General features: G+C 65.2%; 14 protein-coding genes. 3 read left to right on the top strand and 11 right to left on the bottom strand.

Annotation, left to right across the window (positions count from 1 at the left end):
• Position 1 precedes the first annotated feature (1 nt).
• From murD to dinB, 10 genes are all read right to left on the bottom strand, one after another.
• Entirely contained in the window at positions 2-1,576 is a 1,575-nt protein-coding gene (gene murD / locus AC5RUO_RS19400) for a UDP-N-acetylmuramoyl-L-alanine--D-glutamate ligase (protein ID WP_494104395.1), read from the bottom strand.
• Positions 1,558-2,667, bottom strand: coding sequence for a phospho-N-acetylmuramoyl-pentapeptide-transferase (gene mraY, locus AC5RUO_RS19395; RefSeq protein WP_494011954.1), 1,110 nt, complete (start codon positions 2,665-2,667; stop codon positions 1,558-1,560). Before mraY ends, murD begins: the two co-directional genes overlap by 19 nt.
• Positions 2,664-4,127, bottom strand: a complete 1,464-nt coding sequence (locus AC5RUO_RS19390; protein ID WP_494104394.1) for a UDP-N-acetylmuramoyl-tripeptide--D-alanyl-D-alanine ligase — start codon at positions 4,125-4,127, stop codon at positions 2,664-2,666. The genes mraY and AC5RUO_RS19390 overlap by 4 nt, the downstream gene beginning before the upstream one ends.
• A 6-nt stretch (positions 4,128-4,133) precedes the next feature.
• The gene (locus AC5RUO_RS19385) at positions 4,134-5,771 is read right to left on the bottom strand and encodes a UDP-N-acetylmuramoyl-L-alanyl-D-glutamate--2,6-diaminopimelate ligase (protein WP_494011956.1); all 1,638 of its coding nucleotides are present in this window, start codon (positions 5,769-5,771) and stop codon (positions 4,134-4,136) included.
• A gap of 86 nt (positions 5,772-5,857) precedes the next feature.
• The gene (locus tag AC5RUO_RS19380; protein WP_494011957.1) at positions 5,858-7,648 is read right to left on the bottom strand and encodes a peptidoglycan D,D-transpeptidase FtsI family protein; all 1,791 of its coding nucleotides are present in this window, start codon (positions 7,646-7,648) and stop codon (positions 5,858-5,860) included.
• 47 nt (positions 7,649-7,695) lie between these two features.
• The gene (gene ftsL, locus AC5RUO_RS19375) at positions 7,696-8,403 is read right to left on the bottom strand and encodes a cell division protein FtsL (protein WP_494104393.1); all 708 of its coding nucleotides are present in this window, start codon (positions 8,401-8,403) and stop codon (positions 7,696-7,698) included.
• Positions 8,400-9,392 carry a 16S rRNA (cytosine(1402)-N(4))-methyltransferase RsmH gene (rsmH, locus tag AC5RUO_RS19370; protein ID WP_494011959.1) on the bottom strand — a complete coding sequence of 331 codons (993 nt, stop codon included), beginning with the start codon at positions 9,390-9,392 and terminating at the stop codon, positions 8,400-8,402. The genes ftsL and rsmH overlap by 4 nt, the downstream gene beginning before the upstream one ends.
• A gap of 167 nt (positions 9,393-9,559) precedes the next feature.
• Positions 9,560-9,988 (bottom strand): division/cell wall cluster transcriptional repressor MraZ, encoded by a 429-nt coding sequence (mraZ, locus tag AC5RUO_RS19365; RefSeq protein WP_009358613.1) that lies wholly within the window; start codon positions 9,986-9,988, stop codon positions 9,560-9,562.
• 374 nt (positions 9,989-10,362) lie between these two features.
• The gene (locus AC5RUO_RS19360; RefSeq protein ID WP_494011960.1) at positions 10,363-10,737 is read right to left on the bottom strand and encodes an SCO2097 family morphological protein; all 375 of its coding nucleotides are present in this window, start codon (positions 10,735-10,737) and stop codon (positions 10,363-10,365) included.
• 276 nt (positions 10,738-11,013) lie between these two features.
• Positions 11,014-12,237 carry a DNA polymerase IV gene (gene dinB, locus AC5RUO_RS19355; protein WP_494104392.1) on the bottom strand — a complete coding sequence of 408 codons (1,224 nt, stop codon included), beginning with the start codon at positions 12,235-12,237 and terminating at the stop codon, positions 11,014-11,016.
• 74 nt (positions 12,238-12,311) lie between these two features.
• Here dinB and AC5RUO_RS19350 point away from each other — a divergent pair, with 74 nt between their 5' ends.
• On the top strand, positions 12,312-12,839 hold the full coding sequence (locus AC5RUO_RS19350) for a hypothetical protein (protein ID WP_494011962.1): 528 nt from the start codon (positions 12,312-12,314) through the stop codon (positions 12,837-12,839).
• Positions 12,836-13,930: a polyprenyl synthetase family protein gene (locus tag AC5RUO_RS19345; RefSeq protein WP_494011963.1), complete on the top strand. Its 1,095-nt coding sequence runs from the start codon at positions 12,836-12,838 to the stop codon at positions 13,928-13,930. The genes AC5RUO_RS19350 and AC5RUO_RS19345 overlap by 4 nt, the downstream gene beginning before the upstream one ends.
• A gap of 9 nt (positions 13,931-13,939) precedes the next feature.
• On the opposite strand, the gene AC5RUO_RS19340 is transcribed toward AC5RUO_RS19345, so the two are convergent.
• A complete protein-coding gene (locus tag AC5RUO_RS19340; protein ID WP_494011964.1) occupies positions 13,940-14,293 on the bottom strand; it encodes an Rv2175c family DNA-binding protein in 354 nt (117 codons plus the stop codon).
• A gap of 242 nt (positions 14,294-14,535) precedes the next feature.
• On the opposite strand from AC5RUO_RS19340, the gene AC5RUO_RS19335 reads away from it, so the two are divergent.
• A complete protein-coding gene (locus AC5RUO_RS19335; protein ID WP_494011965.1) occupies positions 14,536-15,909 on the top strand; it encodes a lytic transglycosylase in 1,374 nt (457 codons plus the stop codon).
• Positions 15,910-15,957: the final 48 nt, after the last annotated feature.

Below are 15,957 nucleotides of genomic sequence, written 5' to 3'. Positions count from 1 at the left end.
CTTACTCCTCGCCGGTCTGTCCCTGCCCTTCCACCAGCCCGCGGACAGCTGCGATGAAAGTGTCACCACGGTGAGCATAGGAAGAGAACTGATCCATGGAAGCAGCTGCCGGAGCCATCAGCACAGTATCGCCGGAGGCGGCCTGCCGGGCGGCCGACGCAACGGCCAGCGACATCACCTGTTCCCCGGACAGGGGGGAACCCGCTTCGTCGGCACCCGCTGCAGCAGTCTGCACTTCTTCAGTGTCACCCGCTACCGCCTTGATCACCGGGACATCCGGCGCGTGTCGCTGGAGGGCGGCAGTAAGGACCGAAGTGTCCTTGCCGATCAGCACCACGGCTTTCAGCCGGGAGGCGTGCTCCCGCACCAGGTCGTCATAGGAGACGCCCTTCGACAGGCCCCCCGCAATCCAGACCACGTTGGTAAACGCGGCAAGGGAGGCGGAGGCCGCGTGCGGGTTCGTGGCCTTGGAATCGTTGACCCAGAGCACGCCGTTGTGGCGGGCCACCGGCTGGATCCGGTGGTCGCCGGGGATGTAGTCCCGGATGCCCTGCCGCACGGCGGCTGCATCCACCCCGTAGGCCCGGACCAGCCCGGCGGCAGCGAGGGCGTTGGCCACCATGTGGCGGGGCGCGAAGGCGCCGAGGTCTTTCATCGAAGCAAGTTCGGCCGCGCTGTCCTTGCGCTCCTCGATGAAGGCCCGGTCCACCAGGAGCCCTTCAACCACGCCGAGCATGCTGATGGCGGGCGTGACAGTTGTGAACCCGATGGCCCGGCATCCTTCCACGACGTCGGCGTTCTCCACCATGCGCTCGGTCTCGAACTGCTCGGCGTTGTAAAGGCAAGCTTTTTGGGTCTGCTCGTAGACCTTGGCTTTGTCCGCGAGGTACGAGTCGTACGAGCCGTGCCAGTCGACATGGTCTTCGGCAACGTTCAGGCAGACGCTGGCCACCGGGGAGAGCGATTCGGCCCAATGCAGCTGGAAGCTGGACAGTTCAACGGCGAAGACGTCGTACTCTACGGGGTCCCGGATGGCATCGAGGATGGGCGTTCCCACGTTTCCCACGGCGATGGCTTTTAGGCCTGCTGCACGGAGCATCGATTCGGTAAGGCCCACCGTGGTGGTCTTTCCGTTGGTGCCGGTGATAGCGAGCCAGTCGGCGGTCTTCCGGCCTTCCCTGGTCCGTACCCGCCAGGCGAGCTCCACGTCGCCCCAGACGGGGATGTGGGCGCGGGCTGCGGCAGCGAGGAGTGCCTGGTCCGGGCGCCAGCCCGGCGAGGTGACGATCAGTTCCGGAAGTTCCCCGTCAATCCGGGGAATGCGGGTGACGGCGTCCTCCCCCAGCAGCACATCGGCTGCGCCGACGATCTTGAGAGTCTCGGCGTGTGCTTTCGCTTTGTCGGTGGTGGCGGCATCCACCACCACCACGCGGGCTCCCAGTTCGATCAGGGTGTCGGCAGCGGCAAAGCCGGAAACGCCGATACCGGTGACGGCCACGCGCAGGCCACTCCAGTCGGAGTCCCAGGTAACGAGGTTTTGCAGGCGGGGGGAAACGGTCACAGCAGTACAACCCATTCAGCGTAGAAGATGCCAAGGCCGGCGGCCACGAAGAGTCCGCCCAGGATCCAGAAACGGACCACCACCGTCACTTCCGCCCAGCCCTTGAGTTCGAAATGGTGCTGCAGCGGCGCCATTTTGAAGACGCGCTTGCCTCCGGTGGCCTTGAAGTAGCCCACCTGGATGATCACGGACAGGGTGATCAGCACGAAGAGGCCGCCGATGATTCCGAGCAGCAGTTCAGTCCGGGACAGGATGGCAAAGCCGGCGATGGCGCCGCCGATGGCAAGCGATCCGGTGTCGCCCATGAAGATCTTGGCCGGTGACGTGTTCCACCAGAGGAAGCCCACCAGGGCAGCACTCATGATGGCCGCCAGCAGCGCAAGATCCAGGGGGTCCCGCACGGAGTAGCAGCCGCCGCCGGCTTCCCTCGGGGACCCGCAGGCCTGGTTGCTTTGCCAGATGCCCATCAGGGTATAGGCGCCGAAGACCATGACCGAAGCACCGGCTGCCAGTCCATCGAGGCCATCCGTGAGGTTTACGCCGTTAGTGGCGGCCGTCACGATCAGGTTGGACCAGATGACGAAGAGGATGGCGCCCAGGACCGTGCCGCCGAAAGCCAGATCCAGCCAGGGCAGGTCCCGGACCAACGAGATCTTGGTGGAAGCCGGCGCCAGCCCGTCCTCGTTCGGGAAGTTGAGCGCCAGCACGGCAAAGATGATGCCCACCGCTGCCTGCAGGATCAGTTTTGCCTTGGCGTTGAGGCCCAGGCTGCGTTGCCGTGAAATCTTGATGAAGTCGTCAAGGAAGCCGACGAGCCCCATCCCCACCATCAGGAAGAGCAGGATCAGGGCGGATGCGGACGGCCCGGGGGAATCCGGATTCATCATGAACATGATGAGGTGGGTGAGTCCGTAGGCCAGCAGGACCGCTGCCACGACGACCGTCCCGCCCATGGTGGGTGTCCCGCGCTTGGTGTGGTGCGAGGTGGGCCCGTCGTCGCGGATGAACTGGCCATAGCCGCGGCGGACCAGGAGCCGGATGAAGAGCGGTGTTCCCACCAGGGCGCACAGCAGGGCGAGCCCGGCGCCGATCAAAAGTGCAATCACAGCAGAGTGCTCCTTTCATCGGCGGGTTGGCGGGTTGGGGGTAATGCTATCCGATCGCCCAAATGGCGCAGTCCCACGCTGTTGGAGGACTTGAACAGCACCAGGTCCCCGGGTTGGAGTTCGGCATTCAGGAGCTCGTAGGCCTCGTCGGCGGTCTCCGTGAAGATGCATTCGTCCCCCCAGGACCCTTCCTGTACGGCGGAGACATAGAGCGCACGCGCTTCGCGGCCCACCACTACCAGCCGGGAGATGTTGAGCCGCACCACCTGGGTGCCCACGGCGGTGTGTTCCCGGATGGAGTCATCGCCGAGTTCCAGCATGGCGCCGAGGACGGCCCAGGTGCGCCGTCCGCGCCCCAGGTCGGCGAGGGTACGAAGGGCGGCCCTCATGGATTCGGGGTTTGCGTTGTAGGCGTCGTTGATGACGGTTACGCCGTCGGCGCGTTCGGTCCGTTCCATCCGCCAGCGGCTGGCAGCTGTTTGACTGCTCAGCCCGGATGCGATGTCCGCGCCGGAGATGCCGGCGGCGAAGGCCGCTGCTGCCGCTGCGAGGAGGTTCGCGGTATGGTGGGCGCCGATAAGGCGGCTGGAGACGTGGTGCGGCCCTTCACCGCCTGGCAGCAGGAGGTCGAACTCCGGACTGCCGCCGGCGTTGGTGTCGGCATTGAGGGCCTGGACGGCGGCGTCTTCGCGTCCTTCCGCGGAGAAGCCCAGCACCGCTGCCGTGGTGCGGCTGCGCATCGCAGCCACCCTGTCGTCGTCGAGGTTGATGATGGCAGTTCCGGCGGCGGTGAGTCCCTCCACGAGTTCACCCTTCGCGAGGGCGATGTTCTCCACTCCCCCGAATTCGCCGGCGTGCGCTGTCCCGACGCCAAGGACAACCCCGATGTCCGGCTTGACCATTTCCGCCAGGTAGCGGATGTGTCCGATGCCGGTAGCACCCATCTCGATGACGAGGTAGCGGGTGTCGGTATCCGCACGGAACACCGTGAGCGGTACTCCGACTTCGCCGTTGTAGGACCCCTGCGGTGCCACGGTCTCGCCGTGGGCCGAGAAGATTCCGGCAAGCAGGTCCTTGGTGGTGGTCTTGCCGGCGGAGCCGGTGATGCCCACCACTGTGAGTTCCCCGCCTGCTTCAGCCCGCGCCGCACGTATCCTGCGGACAGCCTCGGCTGCCAGCGCACCCATGGCCAGGACGGCGTCGGGCACCAGGATGGAGGGGTATGGCAGCCCGTCCGGCCCGGCTACGGGCCGCTCGGCAAGGGCCAGGACGGCCCCGGCTTCAAAGGCGGCCGGGAGGAAGTCGTGGCCGTCCGCGAACTCGCCCGGCTTTGCGACGTAAAGCGAACCTGTCGTGGCTTCGCGTGAATCCGTCACCACCGTGAGGGGCGTGATTCCGGGATCGGCGTCCAGGCGCCCGCTGGTGATTTCGGCGATCTCCGCCGCAGTAAATGCAATCATCTCGGTCTAGGACTCTATCCGGTCGGCTTGGAGAACGTTGAATCCCCTGGCTGTCAAGGCGCTCCGCAGTTCCACCCGGTCGTCGAGGGCAAGGTTGACGCCCTTCACTTCCTGCCAGACCTCATGGCCGCGTCCTGCGACAAGGATGGTGTCCTGTGGCCGCGCCAGCTCCACTGCCCGGCGGATCGCCTTGTCACGGGGGAACACCTCCAGAAGTTCGCACGGCAGGCCGTCGCCGGCCTGGGCCTCCTCCGCCCCGGCCAGGACGTCCCGGCGGATGGCCGCGGCGTCCTCATCGTGGGGGTCGTCGTCAGTGACGATAACGGTGTCGGCCAGCCGGGCCGCGATGGCACCCATCGCCGGGCGTTTGCCCTGGTCCCGCTGCCCGGTGGCACCGAAGACCACGATCAGCCTGGAATCCGGCTTGGGTGAACGGACTGCCTCCAGGGCCCGCGCCAGCGCATCCGTGTTGTGCGCGAAGTCCACGACGGCAGCAGGTTCCTCGGAGATGAGCTGCATGCGGCCGGGCACCGCCACGGTGAAGGGATCCGCGGCATCCAGGGCCGCCTGCAGGTCCGCCGGTTCAACGCCGGACTGGAGCACCATGAGTGCCGCCAGGGCCGCGTTGGCCACGTTGAAGCTTCCGGGAAGGCCGGTGTGGAGGCGAAGTTCCATGCCTTCCGGTCCACGAAGCGTGAACTCCGTGCCCAGGCCGCGCGCGGACGCCGAGGCGACGATCCAGTCCGCGGCAGTCCCCGGCACGGTGCCCAAGGTGGTGACCGGCACCTCCGCGGCGCCGGCAAGGCGCCGGCCCCACTCGTCGTCGATCGTCACCACTGCTTTGCGTGCGCGGCCGGGCGTGAACAGCTCAGCCTTGGTGGCGAAGTAGTCGTCCATGGTGTGGTGCAGGTCGAGGTGGTCCTGCGTCAGGTTGGTAAAGCCGGCAACGTCGAACATCAGCCCGTCCACCCGCTGGTAGGAGATGGCATGGGAGGAAACCTCCATGGCGGCGGCTGCCAGTCCCCGTTCGCGCATCAGTGCCAGCAGCCCGTGCACGTCAGTTGACTCCGGTGTGGTGAGCAGGCTTGGGATGGGGTCGCCGCCGGCAAGGATCTCGATGGTGCCGATCAACCCGGCACGCCTGCTGAGGGCGGCCAGCAGGGAGGTGATGAAGTACGTGGTAGTGGTCTTGCCGTTGGTGCCAGTGACACCGAACAGCTGCAGGGACCGGTCCGCGCCTGACTGGCTGCCGTAGATCATGGCAGACAGCGGTCCCACTACATTGCGCGGCGACTCAACGACCAGTACGGGTACGGGCGTATCGGAGGACAAAGCCAGCAGCCGTGCACCAGCGTCGTCCGTCAACACTGCGACCGCCCCGGCCTCAATCGCCTGGGCGGCGAAGTCGGCGCCATGGCGCGCGGCGCCGGGAAGTGCAACATAGAGGTCTCCGGGTTCCACTGCCCGGGAGTCCAGGGAGATGCCGGTCACTGATATGTCGGCGGCAGGTCCGGGAACGTTGACGCCCACAGCGTCACCAATGCTGCCCAGCGGCAGCGCCTCCACGGCCGAGGGCCGGAACCGCGCATTGGTGGCAGGAGCGGCGGGAGCGGCGCTGTCCTGGGGCAGGTTGAACTCAGACAAGGAATCTCCGATGGTGCTAGTGGACCGTGGCCGGCGCAGAGGGGACCGGATCAGCGGGCCGCTGGTCCGGGCTTCAGGCCGGGATGCTACTTGGCGAACTGGGGCAGCCTGGCCGGCTCGCCGGTGGACGGCTGGACGTTGTAGGTCCGCAGTGCCTGGCTCATCACCGACCGGAAGACCGGCCCGTTGGTAATCCCGTAGATGCTGCCCTTGGGCCGCTGGAGTACCACCTCAACAATAAACCGCGGATCATCCATAGGTGCCATGCCCACCAGGGAGGCTGTGTATCCGCAGTAGCCTGCGCCGTCGTCGCACGGTGACTCCGAGGTGCCGGTCTTCGCCCCCACGCGGTAGCCGTCGATGCCGGCATCCTTGATCTGGCCTTCGGTGACGGCGCTCTCCAGGATGTCCTGGACCTGCTGGGCCGTATCCTCCGAGACGATCCGCCGGGAAGGGGCTGCGGGCACCTTCTCCTCCGCGCCGTCGGGCGAAACATAGGAATCGATCAGGCGCGGCTGGAGCATGACCCCGTTGTTGGCAATGGACTGGAACGCCCGCACCGTCTGGAGGGTCGACTGGGAGACGCCCTGGCCGAACAGGACCGTGTATTCCTGCCGGCCGTCCCATTGCTCCCAAGGAGTCAGGATGCCGGAGGCTTCGGCGGGAAGCCCGATGTCCGGGGCCTCGCCGATGCCGAACTTCTGCAGCCATTCGTACCGCTGTTGCTTGCTGAGCCGTTGCCCGGCCATCACCGTGCCGGTGTTCATCGAATAGCCCAGGATGCCGGCGAGGGTCCGTTCCTCCGTGCCGTGGGCGAAGGAGTCGCTGAACGTCTGGCCGTCCACTGTATAGGAGGGACCCAGGGTGAAGGTGTCCAGCGGGCTGGCTTTTCCCTCCTCGATCAGGGCGGCAACCGTCATCATCTTCTGCACGGAGCCGGGTTCATAGGCGGCCGTGACAGCGCGGACTCCGCGGTCCTTGGCGGCCACCCGGCCGGGATCATTGGGGTCCGGGGCATTGGTGTCCGCCATGGCCACCAGGTCGCCCGTCTTGGCATCCATCACGATGATGGTGCCCCACTCGGCGCCGAGCTTGTCCGTCTGGCTTTGGATGGCCTGCTGGGCGAAGTACTGAAGATCCGAGTTGAGGGTGAGCTTGACGTCCTTGCCATCCTCCGGCGGCGTCAGTTCGTCCATGCCCACCGGGATCCTCAGTCCGTCCGCACCAATCTCGAAGAGCCGCCTGCCGTCCTTGCCCCGAAGCAGTTCGTCCTGGGTCTGCTCGATGCCTGCCTGGCCGGTGCTGCCGTCCTTGAGGAAGCCGATAATGCCGCCGGCCACGGAACCGTTGGGATAGACCCGCTTGCTGACGCCTTCCGTGACGATGCCCGGGATCTGGAGTTTCGAGATGCGGTCTTCTACATCCGGCTTCACGTCCTTGGCCACGATGTAGTAGGGCCGCTCCCCGGTCACGGCTTCACGGATGGCGTCCTTGTCCATCCCCAGTGCGGCAGCGAGCTCGGTGAGCCCCTGGTCCCGGGAAACGTCCACCAGCTTTTCGTTGGCTTCGTCGAGCCGCTTAAAGGTTTCGGTCTTGGTGTTGACCCGCTGGTCCACCACCACGTTGTACCGGATGACGCTGTTGGCCAGGACGGTGCCGTTCGAGTCCAGGATGCTTCCCCGTTCGGCCGGCAGGACCGTCTCGGTCATCCGCTTGTTGAGGGCGGCCGCTGCCATGCCACCAACGTCCAGCCCCTGGACCAGGAACAGCTTGCCGCCCACCACCAGCAGGAGGGTGAGCATGATGCCGAGCCCCAGGCGCAGCCGCCGGGTGGCGTTGGGTACCTTGTCTGCCGGTTTGCCGGTCCTCTGCGCCACCGTGGAATTCCTTGCTGTTCGTCCCTGTTACCTGCCGGATGTCCTGGCTATTGCCCCGGGACCTTCTGCTGCGGCACAGGTACAGTGCCGCCGTGAAGCTCAACAGGGGGTACCGCCGCGGCAGGCGGTGCTGCGGGCGCCTGGGCCTGTGCCTGTGCCTGCGCTTGGCCGGCGGGAGCGTCAGCGGCGGGCGTCTGGGTTGCAGGCGGTGCCGCTTCCACAGGCTTGCGGCTTTCCAGCGGCTCCCCCTTGGTTGCCGGCGGGACCACCAAAAGCTGGCCGGCGACGGCCGGGGCCGGGATGACGGCTCCCTCGGAACCTCCCTTAACTGCCGGTGTCGCCTTGCCCGTCACCGACAGGGTGGACAGATCGATCTGCCCCTTGACGGTGGAGGCCACCATGCCCAAGTCCTTGGCTTTGGCGGCCAGGTTCTGCGGAGCCTCAAAGTTCTGCACCTGCTGGGTAAGGTCCTGGTTCTGCTTGGTCAGGGTGCTCTGCCGGGCGCGCAGCTCCACGAGCTGGTACTGCGCGGTGGAGACCGAGATGTTCAGGACCAGGACAGCGATCAGCGCCACGGCCAGCAGGGCAAAGCACAGCACCACGAAGGGAGCGCGGCGCTTCCGGGGAATGTTGCGGACCACGGAGAGCGGCGTGCGGCTCTTGCGGCCGACGCCCGGTGATCCTGCAGGCAGGCTGCTGCTGGCTGCCGAACTGCCGGAGACGACGGGAAAGTTCTTGACGGCAGCGGTGCTCATGCAGCTCTCCTGGCTCTGATTCGTTCAGCCGCGCGCAGCCTTGCTGAGGCTGCCCGCGGGTTTTCGGCGATTTCGACGGCGGTAGGTACCTCGGTGCCTTTGGTCAGGGTCTTGAGTTCCGGTTTATGCTCCTCCAGCTCCACGGGGAAACCGAGGGGCGCCGACGACTTGGAGCGGGACTGGAAGACGCTTTTCACGATCTTGTCCTCCAGGGAGTGGTAGGACATCACGACGATGCGCCCGCCCAAAGCGGTGGCGTCGACCGCCGCCGGGACGGCCCGCTCCAGCACATCGAGTTCTTCATTGACCTCAATGCGCAGTGCCTGGAAAGTCCTCTTGGCCGGGTGTCCCCCGGACTTGGCGGCGCCGGCAGGTACCACTGCCCGGATCTGGTCCACCAGTTGTCCGGTGGTGGTAAAGGGTGCCTCTGCGCGGGCAGCGACGATTCGGTTGGCTATCCGGCCGGCAAACTTTTCCTCGCCCCATTTGCGGATGATCCTGACCAGCTCTTCTTCGCTGTAGTTGTTGACCACATCCGCGGCGGTCTGGCCCCGGCTCGTGTCCATGCGCATGTCGAGGGGAGCATCGAAGGAGTATGCGAAGCCCCGCTCCCGCTCGTCGAGCTGCAGCGAGGAAACACCAAGGTCCATCAGGATCCCGTGCACCTCCGGCACGCCCAGGTCCTCAAGGACGTCCTGGATCTCGTCATAGACAGCGTGGACCAGGTCCGTGCGGGCTTCGAAGGGCGCCAGGCGCTCCCCCGCGAGGGCAAGGGCCTCCTCATCCCGGTCGATGCCGATGAGGTGAAGGTCCGGGAAGCGCTGGAGCATGGCTTCGGAGTGGCCGCCCATGCCGAGGGTGGCATCTATTGCCACGGGCGTTTCGCCGCGGAGCCTTGCCGCCTCGAATCCCGGGGCCAACAAATTGATGCACCGGTCCCGCAGGACCGGCACATGGCGTTCGGACGTGGGCTTCGGTTGTTCGTTCATGCCTCGTCCTTTCTCGCCGTCGTGGTCGCCGTACCTGCTTCTTGGGCCAGATCCCCATCCGCGCCTATCGTCCCGCCCGCCTGGCTCCGGGGAAGTGAGTCAGGTTGGCCAGCCGATGGGCGGCTGGAGATCTCGTCCAAGAAACTCCTGATGCTTATTCCGGGAATTCAGAGAATGCCCGGAATGGGATCATCAGTTTCCGAGAAGGCAGTTTCCTTCTCGGCGAGGTATTCATTCCAAGCCTGGGCGTCCCAGATCTCGGCCCGCGAACCCGCCCCAATAACGGCAAGCTCCCTGCCCAGTCCTGCGTACTCCCGGAGCGCCGGTGGAATAGTTACGCGCCCCTGCTTGTCAGGTACCTCGTCAGAGGCTCCAGAGAGAAAAACGCGGATGTAGTCACGGGCCTGCTTCGAGGAGATTGGCGCCTCCCGCATTTGCTCATGGACCCGTGCAAATTCCTTCTCACTGAAGACGTAGATGCATCGTTCCTGGCCCCTTGTGAGCACCAGCCCGCTGGCAAGTTCCTCGCGGAACTTCGCGGGGAGAATGATCCGTCCCTTTTCATCCAGACGTGGCGAGTGCGTGCCCAGAAACACTGGCCCACCGTCCGTCCGCTGTCAGGAACTGCACATCCCCAATGTTGCAACCACCCTCTTATGTCCTCCACATTACTCCACTTTCCCCCACAGTCAACGCAAAACACACCACGGAAGCTGCGAGTTATGGGAGTTGAACCCTGAAATGGCGCGGATTTTGGGCCGGTGGTGGAAAGTGGAGGGCATTTATCCAGCCAGCGCTGTTGGAAGCACCGCCTGCCTCGCCCGCTGCCTAACGGTCAGCAGGCATGTGGGGCAGCTGCATCCCGGTCCTGAAAAGAGGGGGCTTAAAGCAAAAAAATCCCCTTTCGGGGATCTTTTTGGAATTGCGCACCCCGCAGGGGTGGAAAGTGGCGGGGCCAGGGCCCCGGCGATTACTGCTCGCCCCTGCGCCTTTCATCCCAGCGCTCTTCGAGGCTGCTCATGAAAGAACTCCTCTGCTTGCCGGACTTTCCGCCGCCGGACTTGGTACCCGTTTTTGCCCCGGCCGAACTTCGCATCGTGGCAAAGTAAACGCCGCCGCCCATCACGATAAAACCCAGGACGCCGACGAGGATGCTCTGCAGCGTGACACCCACCAATAGCAGGAAGACTCCAGCCAATGCGCAGAGGACGCCAATCACCACATGCCGCGTGGACCAGGAGCGTCCGGGGTCGGACCCCATGGAATTCGCGAACTTCGGGTCATCCTCGTGAAGCTGCTTCTCCAGCTGCTCAAGCAGCTTCTGTTCGTGCTCCGACAGCGGCATCACGACCTCCTTTTGTAGGCCAACGTCCGGGCTGGTTCCCAGCCACTACTTCTGCACCGTTAACGACTGCTGTTCCTTTGTGGTTCCCGCTTTGCCGGCATTGGCAAAAACAGAAACCAGGCACACAGCCGCGGGAGCGGGAGCATGTCCAAGAGGGTCCGGCAGTAAGTCCAGTCACTCAAAAACTATGTATCTCTAAGGATAGTTTGTTGAGGGCTGTTCTGAAAGACGGCAATCGGCTTTGTGGACCGCCCGCAGACGGGAGCTGACCGCTGATTAAGTGCCCGTTCCGGGTTCCATCAACCGGGCCGGCAACACCGACTTGTTGCCGAATTTCCGGGCCACTTCATCCAGCGCCTGTTCCGCCGCGCGCCAGTTGTCATCCCGGCGGTCAATGCTGAGCTGGAGCGAGGTCCGGGAGGCATCTTCCAGCTGCTCAGCCCTTACTCCCACGAGGCGGACCGCCATGCCCCGGTTGCCCGCCGACTCCAGCAGCTGAAGGACCACCGCGTAGATGAGCTGGGCGCTGTCCACCGGCGTGGGCACTGTCCGGCTACGGGTAATGGTGGAAAAGTCGGCAAAGCGCAGTTTCAAGGCAACGGTCCGCGCCACCATTCCCGAACTGCGCAACCGCGCGGCGGTACGGTGCGACAGTCGAAGCAGTTCCCGGTGCAGGACTGCCTGGTCTACGGTATCCGTGGCGAATGTCTCTTCTGCCCCGATGCTCTTCTCCAGCCGTACCGGGGTCACCGGGCGGGGGTCGATGCCCCAGGAGAGCTGGTGGACGTGTTCACCTGTGGCACCCAGCGTCTTTCGGAGTGCGGATACCGGTGTTGCCGCCACGTCCGCAACCGTCCGGATGCCCATCTTGGCAAGGACCTCAGCCGTTTTGGCGCCGACTCCCCACAGCGCACCGACCGGCAGGCTGTGCAGGTAGGGCACCGTTTCATCGGGCCCGATGAGGAGCAGGCCATCAGGCTTGCACCGGGTGGAGGCGATCTTGGCCACAAACTTGGTCTCGGCTATGCCCACCGACGCCGTGATGCCCAGCTCCGAGGCTACCTGCCGGCGGACCAGTTCGCCGATCCCTCTCGGCGGACCGAGCCGGCGGAGGGCTCCGCTGACATCGAGGAAGGCTTCGTCGACGCTCAGCGGCTCAACGAGTTCGGTAATGGACCCGAAGATGGCCATCAGCTGCGCGGAAACCTCGTAGTACAGCTTGTGACGCGGTTCGATGATTACCGCCTGCGGGCACATCCTTGCTGCAACTGCCATGGGCATGGCGGATTTGACGCCGAAAGCCCGGGCCTCGTAGGAGGCGGACAGGACTACCGAGCGCTCCGCCGGAAAGCCGACGATAACGGGTCTTCCACGCAGTTCCGGACGCGTCCGGAGCTCCACCGAGACGAAAAAGGCGTCCATATCCACGTGCATGATGCACTTGCGCCTGCGGCCCGGAATGCGCGCAGCGGCTGGCTGGTTGGTATGGTCTGGCCCCACGACTGCAATCCTATCCGCCGGTACTGACTAAACTGGAGGCTGCATCCGGCATCAACTCCAGGAGGAAAATCCCTGTGACGGTCTTTGGAAACCTCAAGCCTGTGGGCTTGGCTGCTCTCGCTGCCGGTGCAGCCCTGGCGCTGGCAGCCTGCAGCCCCACTCCGTCAGCGGCACCGGGATCCACTTCCGCCACGTCCCGGCCGGCCGCCACGCAGGCTACGGTGACGGCTTCGCCCAGCCCGTCCGCTTCGCCCAACACCTCCGCCACCGTCGGCGGCGTGGTGGCAGGTTTCCCGCAGGAACTGCTGCCCCTCATGCCGGGTGCCACGGTGGTGTCCAGCAGCTTCGACAAGGCGTCGGCACCCGCAACCGCTGCCCTGGTCGCAACAGCGGGCGCGCCTCCCGCCGCCGTGCTCGATTTCTACACCAAGGCCCTGGAGGGGCAGGGCTTCAAGGCGGTCCCCGGTGATGCTGTGGGGGCAGTGGCATCCAAGGACTTTGTCCGGGGCGACAACGAAACGGTGAACGTCGCGGTAGTGGAAGCCTCGGGCGTGTCCACCTTCACCATCGGCGCCAATGTGGCAGCCGAGTCAGCCAAGTGACCGCCGCGGAGCAACTGCGGCACGAACAGGCAGACTATGTGGCGGCGGTGGCCGGTGAACTCACCGGGTTCCTGACGTCGCGGCAGTCTGTCATGTCTGCCATTTCCCCTGATATCGATCCGATCATGGGCTCCATTTCCAACCTGGTCACGGGCGGCAAGCGCCTTAGGGCCCTGATGTGCTACTGGGGCTGGCGCGGAGCAGGCGGCGAAGCCGCGGCCGCGGAAGTGGTGACTGCAGGTGCCGCCCTGGAGCTCTTCCAGGCAGCCGCCCTTATCCATGACGACATCATCGACCGCTCGGACACCCGGCGGGGAGGACCGAGCGTACACCGCCGCTTCAGCCAGCTTCACGGTGCCCAGGGCTGGGCGCTGGACAGCGAAAGGTTCGGCCAGGCGGCGGCCATCCTCGCCGGCGACCTGTGCCTGTCCTTCAGCGAGGAAGCCTTCACGGACATCGGCGAGCGGGCGGCCTCGGGGAGCAGGGCGAGACTGATCTTCAACCTCATGCGGGCAGAGGTCATGGCCGGCCAGTACCTGGACATCCTCGAGGAAGTGGCAGGCCCGGTCCGGGACCGCGCCGGCGCCGTCAGCCGGGCCCAGTCGATCATCCGCTTCAAGAGCGCCAAATACTCCACCGAGCACCCCCTTGCCCTGGGCGGTGCCTTGGCGGGTGCTTCGAATGAGCTGCTGCGGGGCTATTCAGCTTTTGCGTTGCCCCTGGGCGAAGCTTTCCAGTTGCGGGACGACGTCCTGGGTGTCTTTGGTGACCCGCTCACTACCGGAAAGCCTGCCGGGGACGACCTGCGCGAAGGCAAGAGAACCGTCCTGGTGGCCCTCGCACTCGACCAGGCAACAGCTGCGGAGTCCGCATTCATCGACGGCAGGCTGGGCAGTCCGGACCTGTCGGATGACGACGTGGAGGAAATCCGCAGGATCATTGAGGAATCCGGTGCACTGCAGGCCACGGAGGTTCTCATCAGCGAGTTCGGCTCGGCGGCGTTTGAGGCCCTGGAGGCCCTTCCGCTCGAGGAGCTGCCCAAAACAGCCCTGCGGAGGCTGGCTGAGGCCACCGTCAGCCGCGCCTCCTAGGGCTGTTTGTCACCAGGCGAGGGTCTGGGCCCGGCGCCTGATCTCGGTCTTGCGGCCCTCCCGCAGCGCGTCGATAGGCCGGCCGCGCAGCGATTCGTCGTGAGTGAACAGCCAGATGATCAGGTCCTCGTCCGAATATCCGGCATCGGCGAGGACCACGATTGTCCCTTTGAGGCTGTCAACAACCTGCCCGTCCTGGATGAATTCCGCGGGCACAGACCTGATATTGCGGTCCCCCACCCTTAAAGCGGCCAGTGCCCGCTCGTCAATAAGGCTGTGCACCTTGGTGATGGAAACATCCAAAAGACGGGCTACGTCCGGGAGGGGCAACCATTCGCCCACGAGGTCTTCTACATTACTCACGGATCAAGGTTGCCACGGTGGGCCCCCGGGCGCCTAGTCGATAAAGCGCAACCTGGCTCCTGACCTGCGGACACTCCGAAAATCTTTTCTTGCCGGGATTCCCGGAATTCTTGTGCTATTTCCGGATTCATGAGAGATTCACAGTGATAACGCCAGTAACAGCAATAACTTGAGTAACAGTAGTATCAGGAATGTCAGCGGCATCCCCGTCCGCGCCCGCAGTTGAGAAGAGGATTTTTTCCATGACAATGTCCCGCTCGCCCAAGCGGCCACCCAAGCCGAGCCTGCCAATGATTGCCGCCACCACAGCGGCACTTCCCGCGGTCGTATTGTCATCCCTGGCTGTGGCCGAGCCTGCTGCTGCGGAAAGGCCTGCGCGCGCCCTTCCTGCGACCCTGGCTGCGGCCATGGAAGCGCAGGCGGCACAGGCAAAGGCGGCCCACATTCCTGCGGCTTCGGTGTCCACGACCATCCCCACCGCTTTCAAGCCGGCACAGCCTTCAGCTCCTGCGGAGTACACCATTGTGCGGGGCGACACCATCAGCAGCATTGCCGGGCGGTACGGCTTGAACACCGGGGATGTCCTCCGGCTCAACAACCTCCAGGCGAACACCCTGATCTACCCGGGGCAGAAGATCAAACTTTCCGGAGAGCCGGCGGCACCGGCCGCGCCCGCCGCTGCGCCCGCACCGGCAGCACCCGCAACGGGTGAGGGTGCCACCTACACCGTAAAGCCCGGTGACACGCTGGGAGCGATCGCCGCCCGGCACAATGTGCGCTTGTCCGAGGTGTTCAGCTGGAACAACCTCAACATGCGCTCGATCATCCATCCGGGACAGAAGATCAAGGTGGGCGGCGGACAGCCCGCACCGGCTGCCCCCGCCGCAGCGCCGGCACCCGCGGTATTGGCGAATTCAGCCGCCACCCCCGCCCCGGCCACTGGTTCCTACACCGTCAAGGCCGGGGACAGCCTCTATGCCATCGCGTCACGGCACAACGTCAAGCTCTCCGAGCTCCTGTCCGCAAACAAGATGAGCATGAGCACCGTCATCTACCCGGGCAACAAGCTGGTCATTCCCGGCGCCCCCGGCCAGGCTCCGGCCCCGCAGCCCGCGGCGGCAGCCGCACCGCTGGTACCGAGTTCCTTCCTCGGATTCAGCTATCCCGCCGCCGTGGTCAGTTCGGCCAATGAGAACAAGGCGCTCCTGAACGCGGCTCCGGTGCCGTCCCGCGCTGAAATGCGCAACATCGTGGCGGACACGGCACGGCGCATGGGCGTTGATCCTGCGCTGGCCCTCGCCTTCGCCCACCAGGAGTCGGGCTTCGACCAGCGCGCCGTCTCTCCCGCCAACGCAATCGGCACCATGCAGGTGATCCCCAGCTCCGGCCAGTGGGCCTCGGACCTCGTGGGGAGGAAGTTGAACCTCCTGGACCCGTACGACAATGCGACTGCAGGCGTGGCGATCATCCGGCAACTCCTGGCAACCAGCAAGGACGAAGACACCGCCATCGCGGGGTATTACCAGGGTCAGTACTCCGTCAGCAAGTACGGCATGTACGACGACACGAAGGCTTACGTAGCCGCCATCAAGGCGCACCGCAAAAACTTCGCATAGTCCCAGCGGCACTTACTGTGGTGATACGGGGACTGCTGTGAGGAGGGT

It is taken from the genome of Arthrobacter sp. Y3221087 (genome assembly GCF_059089905.1).
The sequence above is the reverse complement of the archived record's forward strand: the minus strand, read 5'-3'. Positions and strand labels throughout refer to the sequence as shown.

What these genes read in the sequence shown, in the direction of transcription:
- murD (WP_494104395.1), bottom strand. Translation starts at nt 1,576, where the DNA reads ATGGGTTGTACTGCTGTGACCGTTTCCCCCCGCCTGCAAAACCTCGTT.
- rsmH (WP_494011959.1), bottom strand. Translation starts at nt 9,392, where the DNA reads ATGAACGAACAACCGAAGCCCACGTCCGAACGCCATGTGCCGGTCCTG.
- AC5RUO_RS19335 (WP_494011965.1), top strand. Translation starts at nt 14,536, where the DNA reads ATGACAATGTCCCGCTCGCCCAAGCGGCCACCCAAGCCGAGCCTGCCA.
- AC5RUO_RS19390 (WP_494104394.1), bottom strand. Translation starts at nt 4,127, where the DNA reads ATGATTGCATTTACTGCGGCGGAGATCGCCGAAATCACCAGCGGGCGC.
- ftsL (WP_494104393.1), bottom strand. Translation starts at nt 8,403, where the DNA reads ATGAGCACCGCTGCCGTCAAGAACTTTCCCGTCGTCTCCGGCAGTTCG.
- AC5RUO_RS19360 (WP_494011960.1), bottom strand. Translation starts at nt 10,737, where the DNA reads ATGCCGCTGTCGGAGCACGAACAGAAGCTGCTTGAGCAGCTGGAGAAG.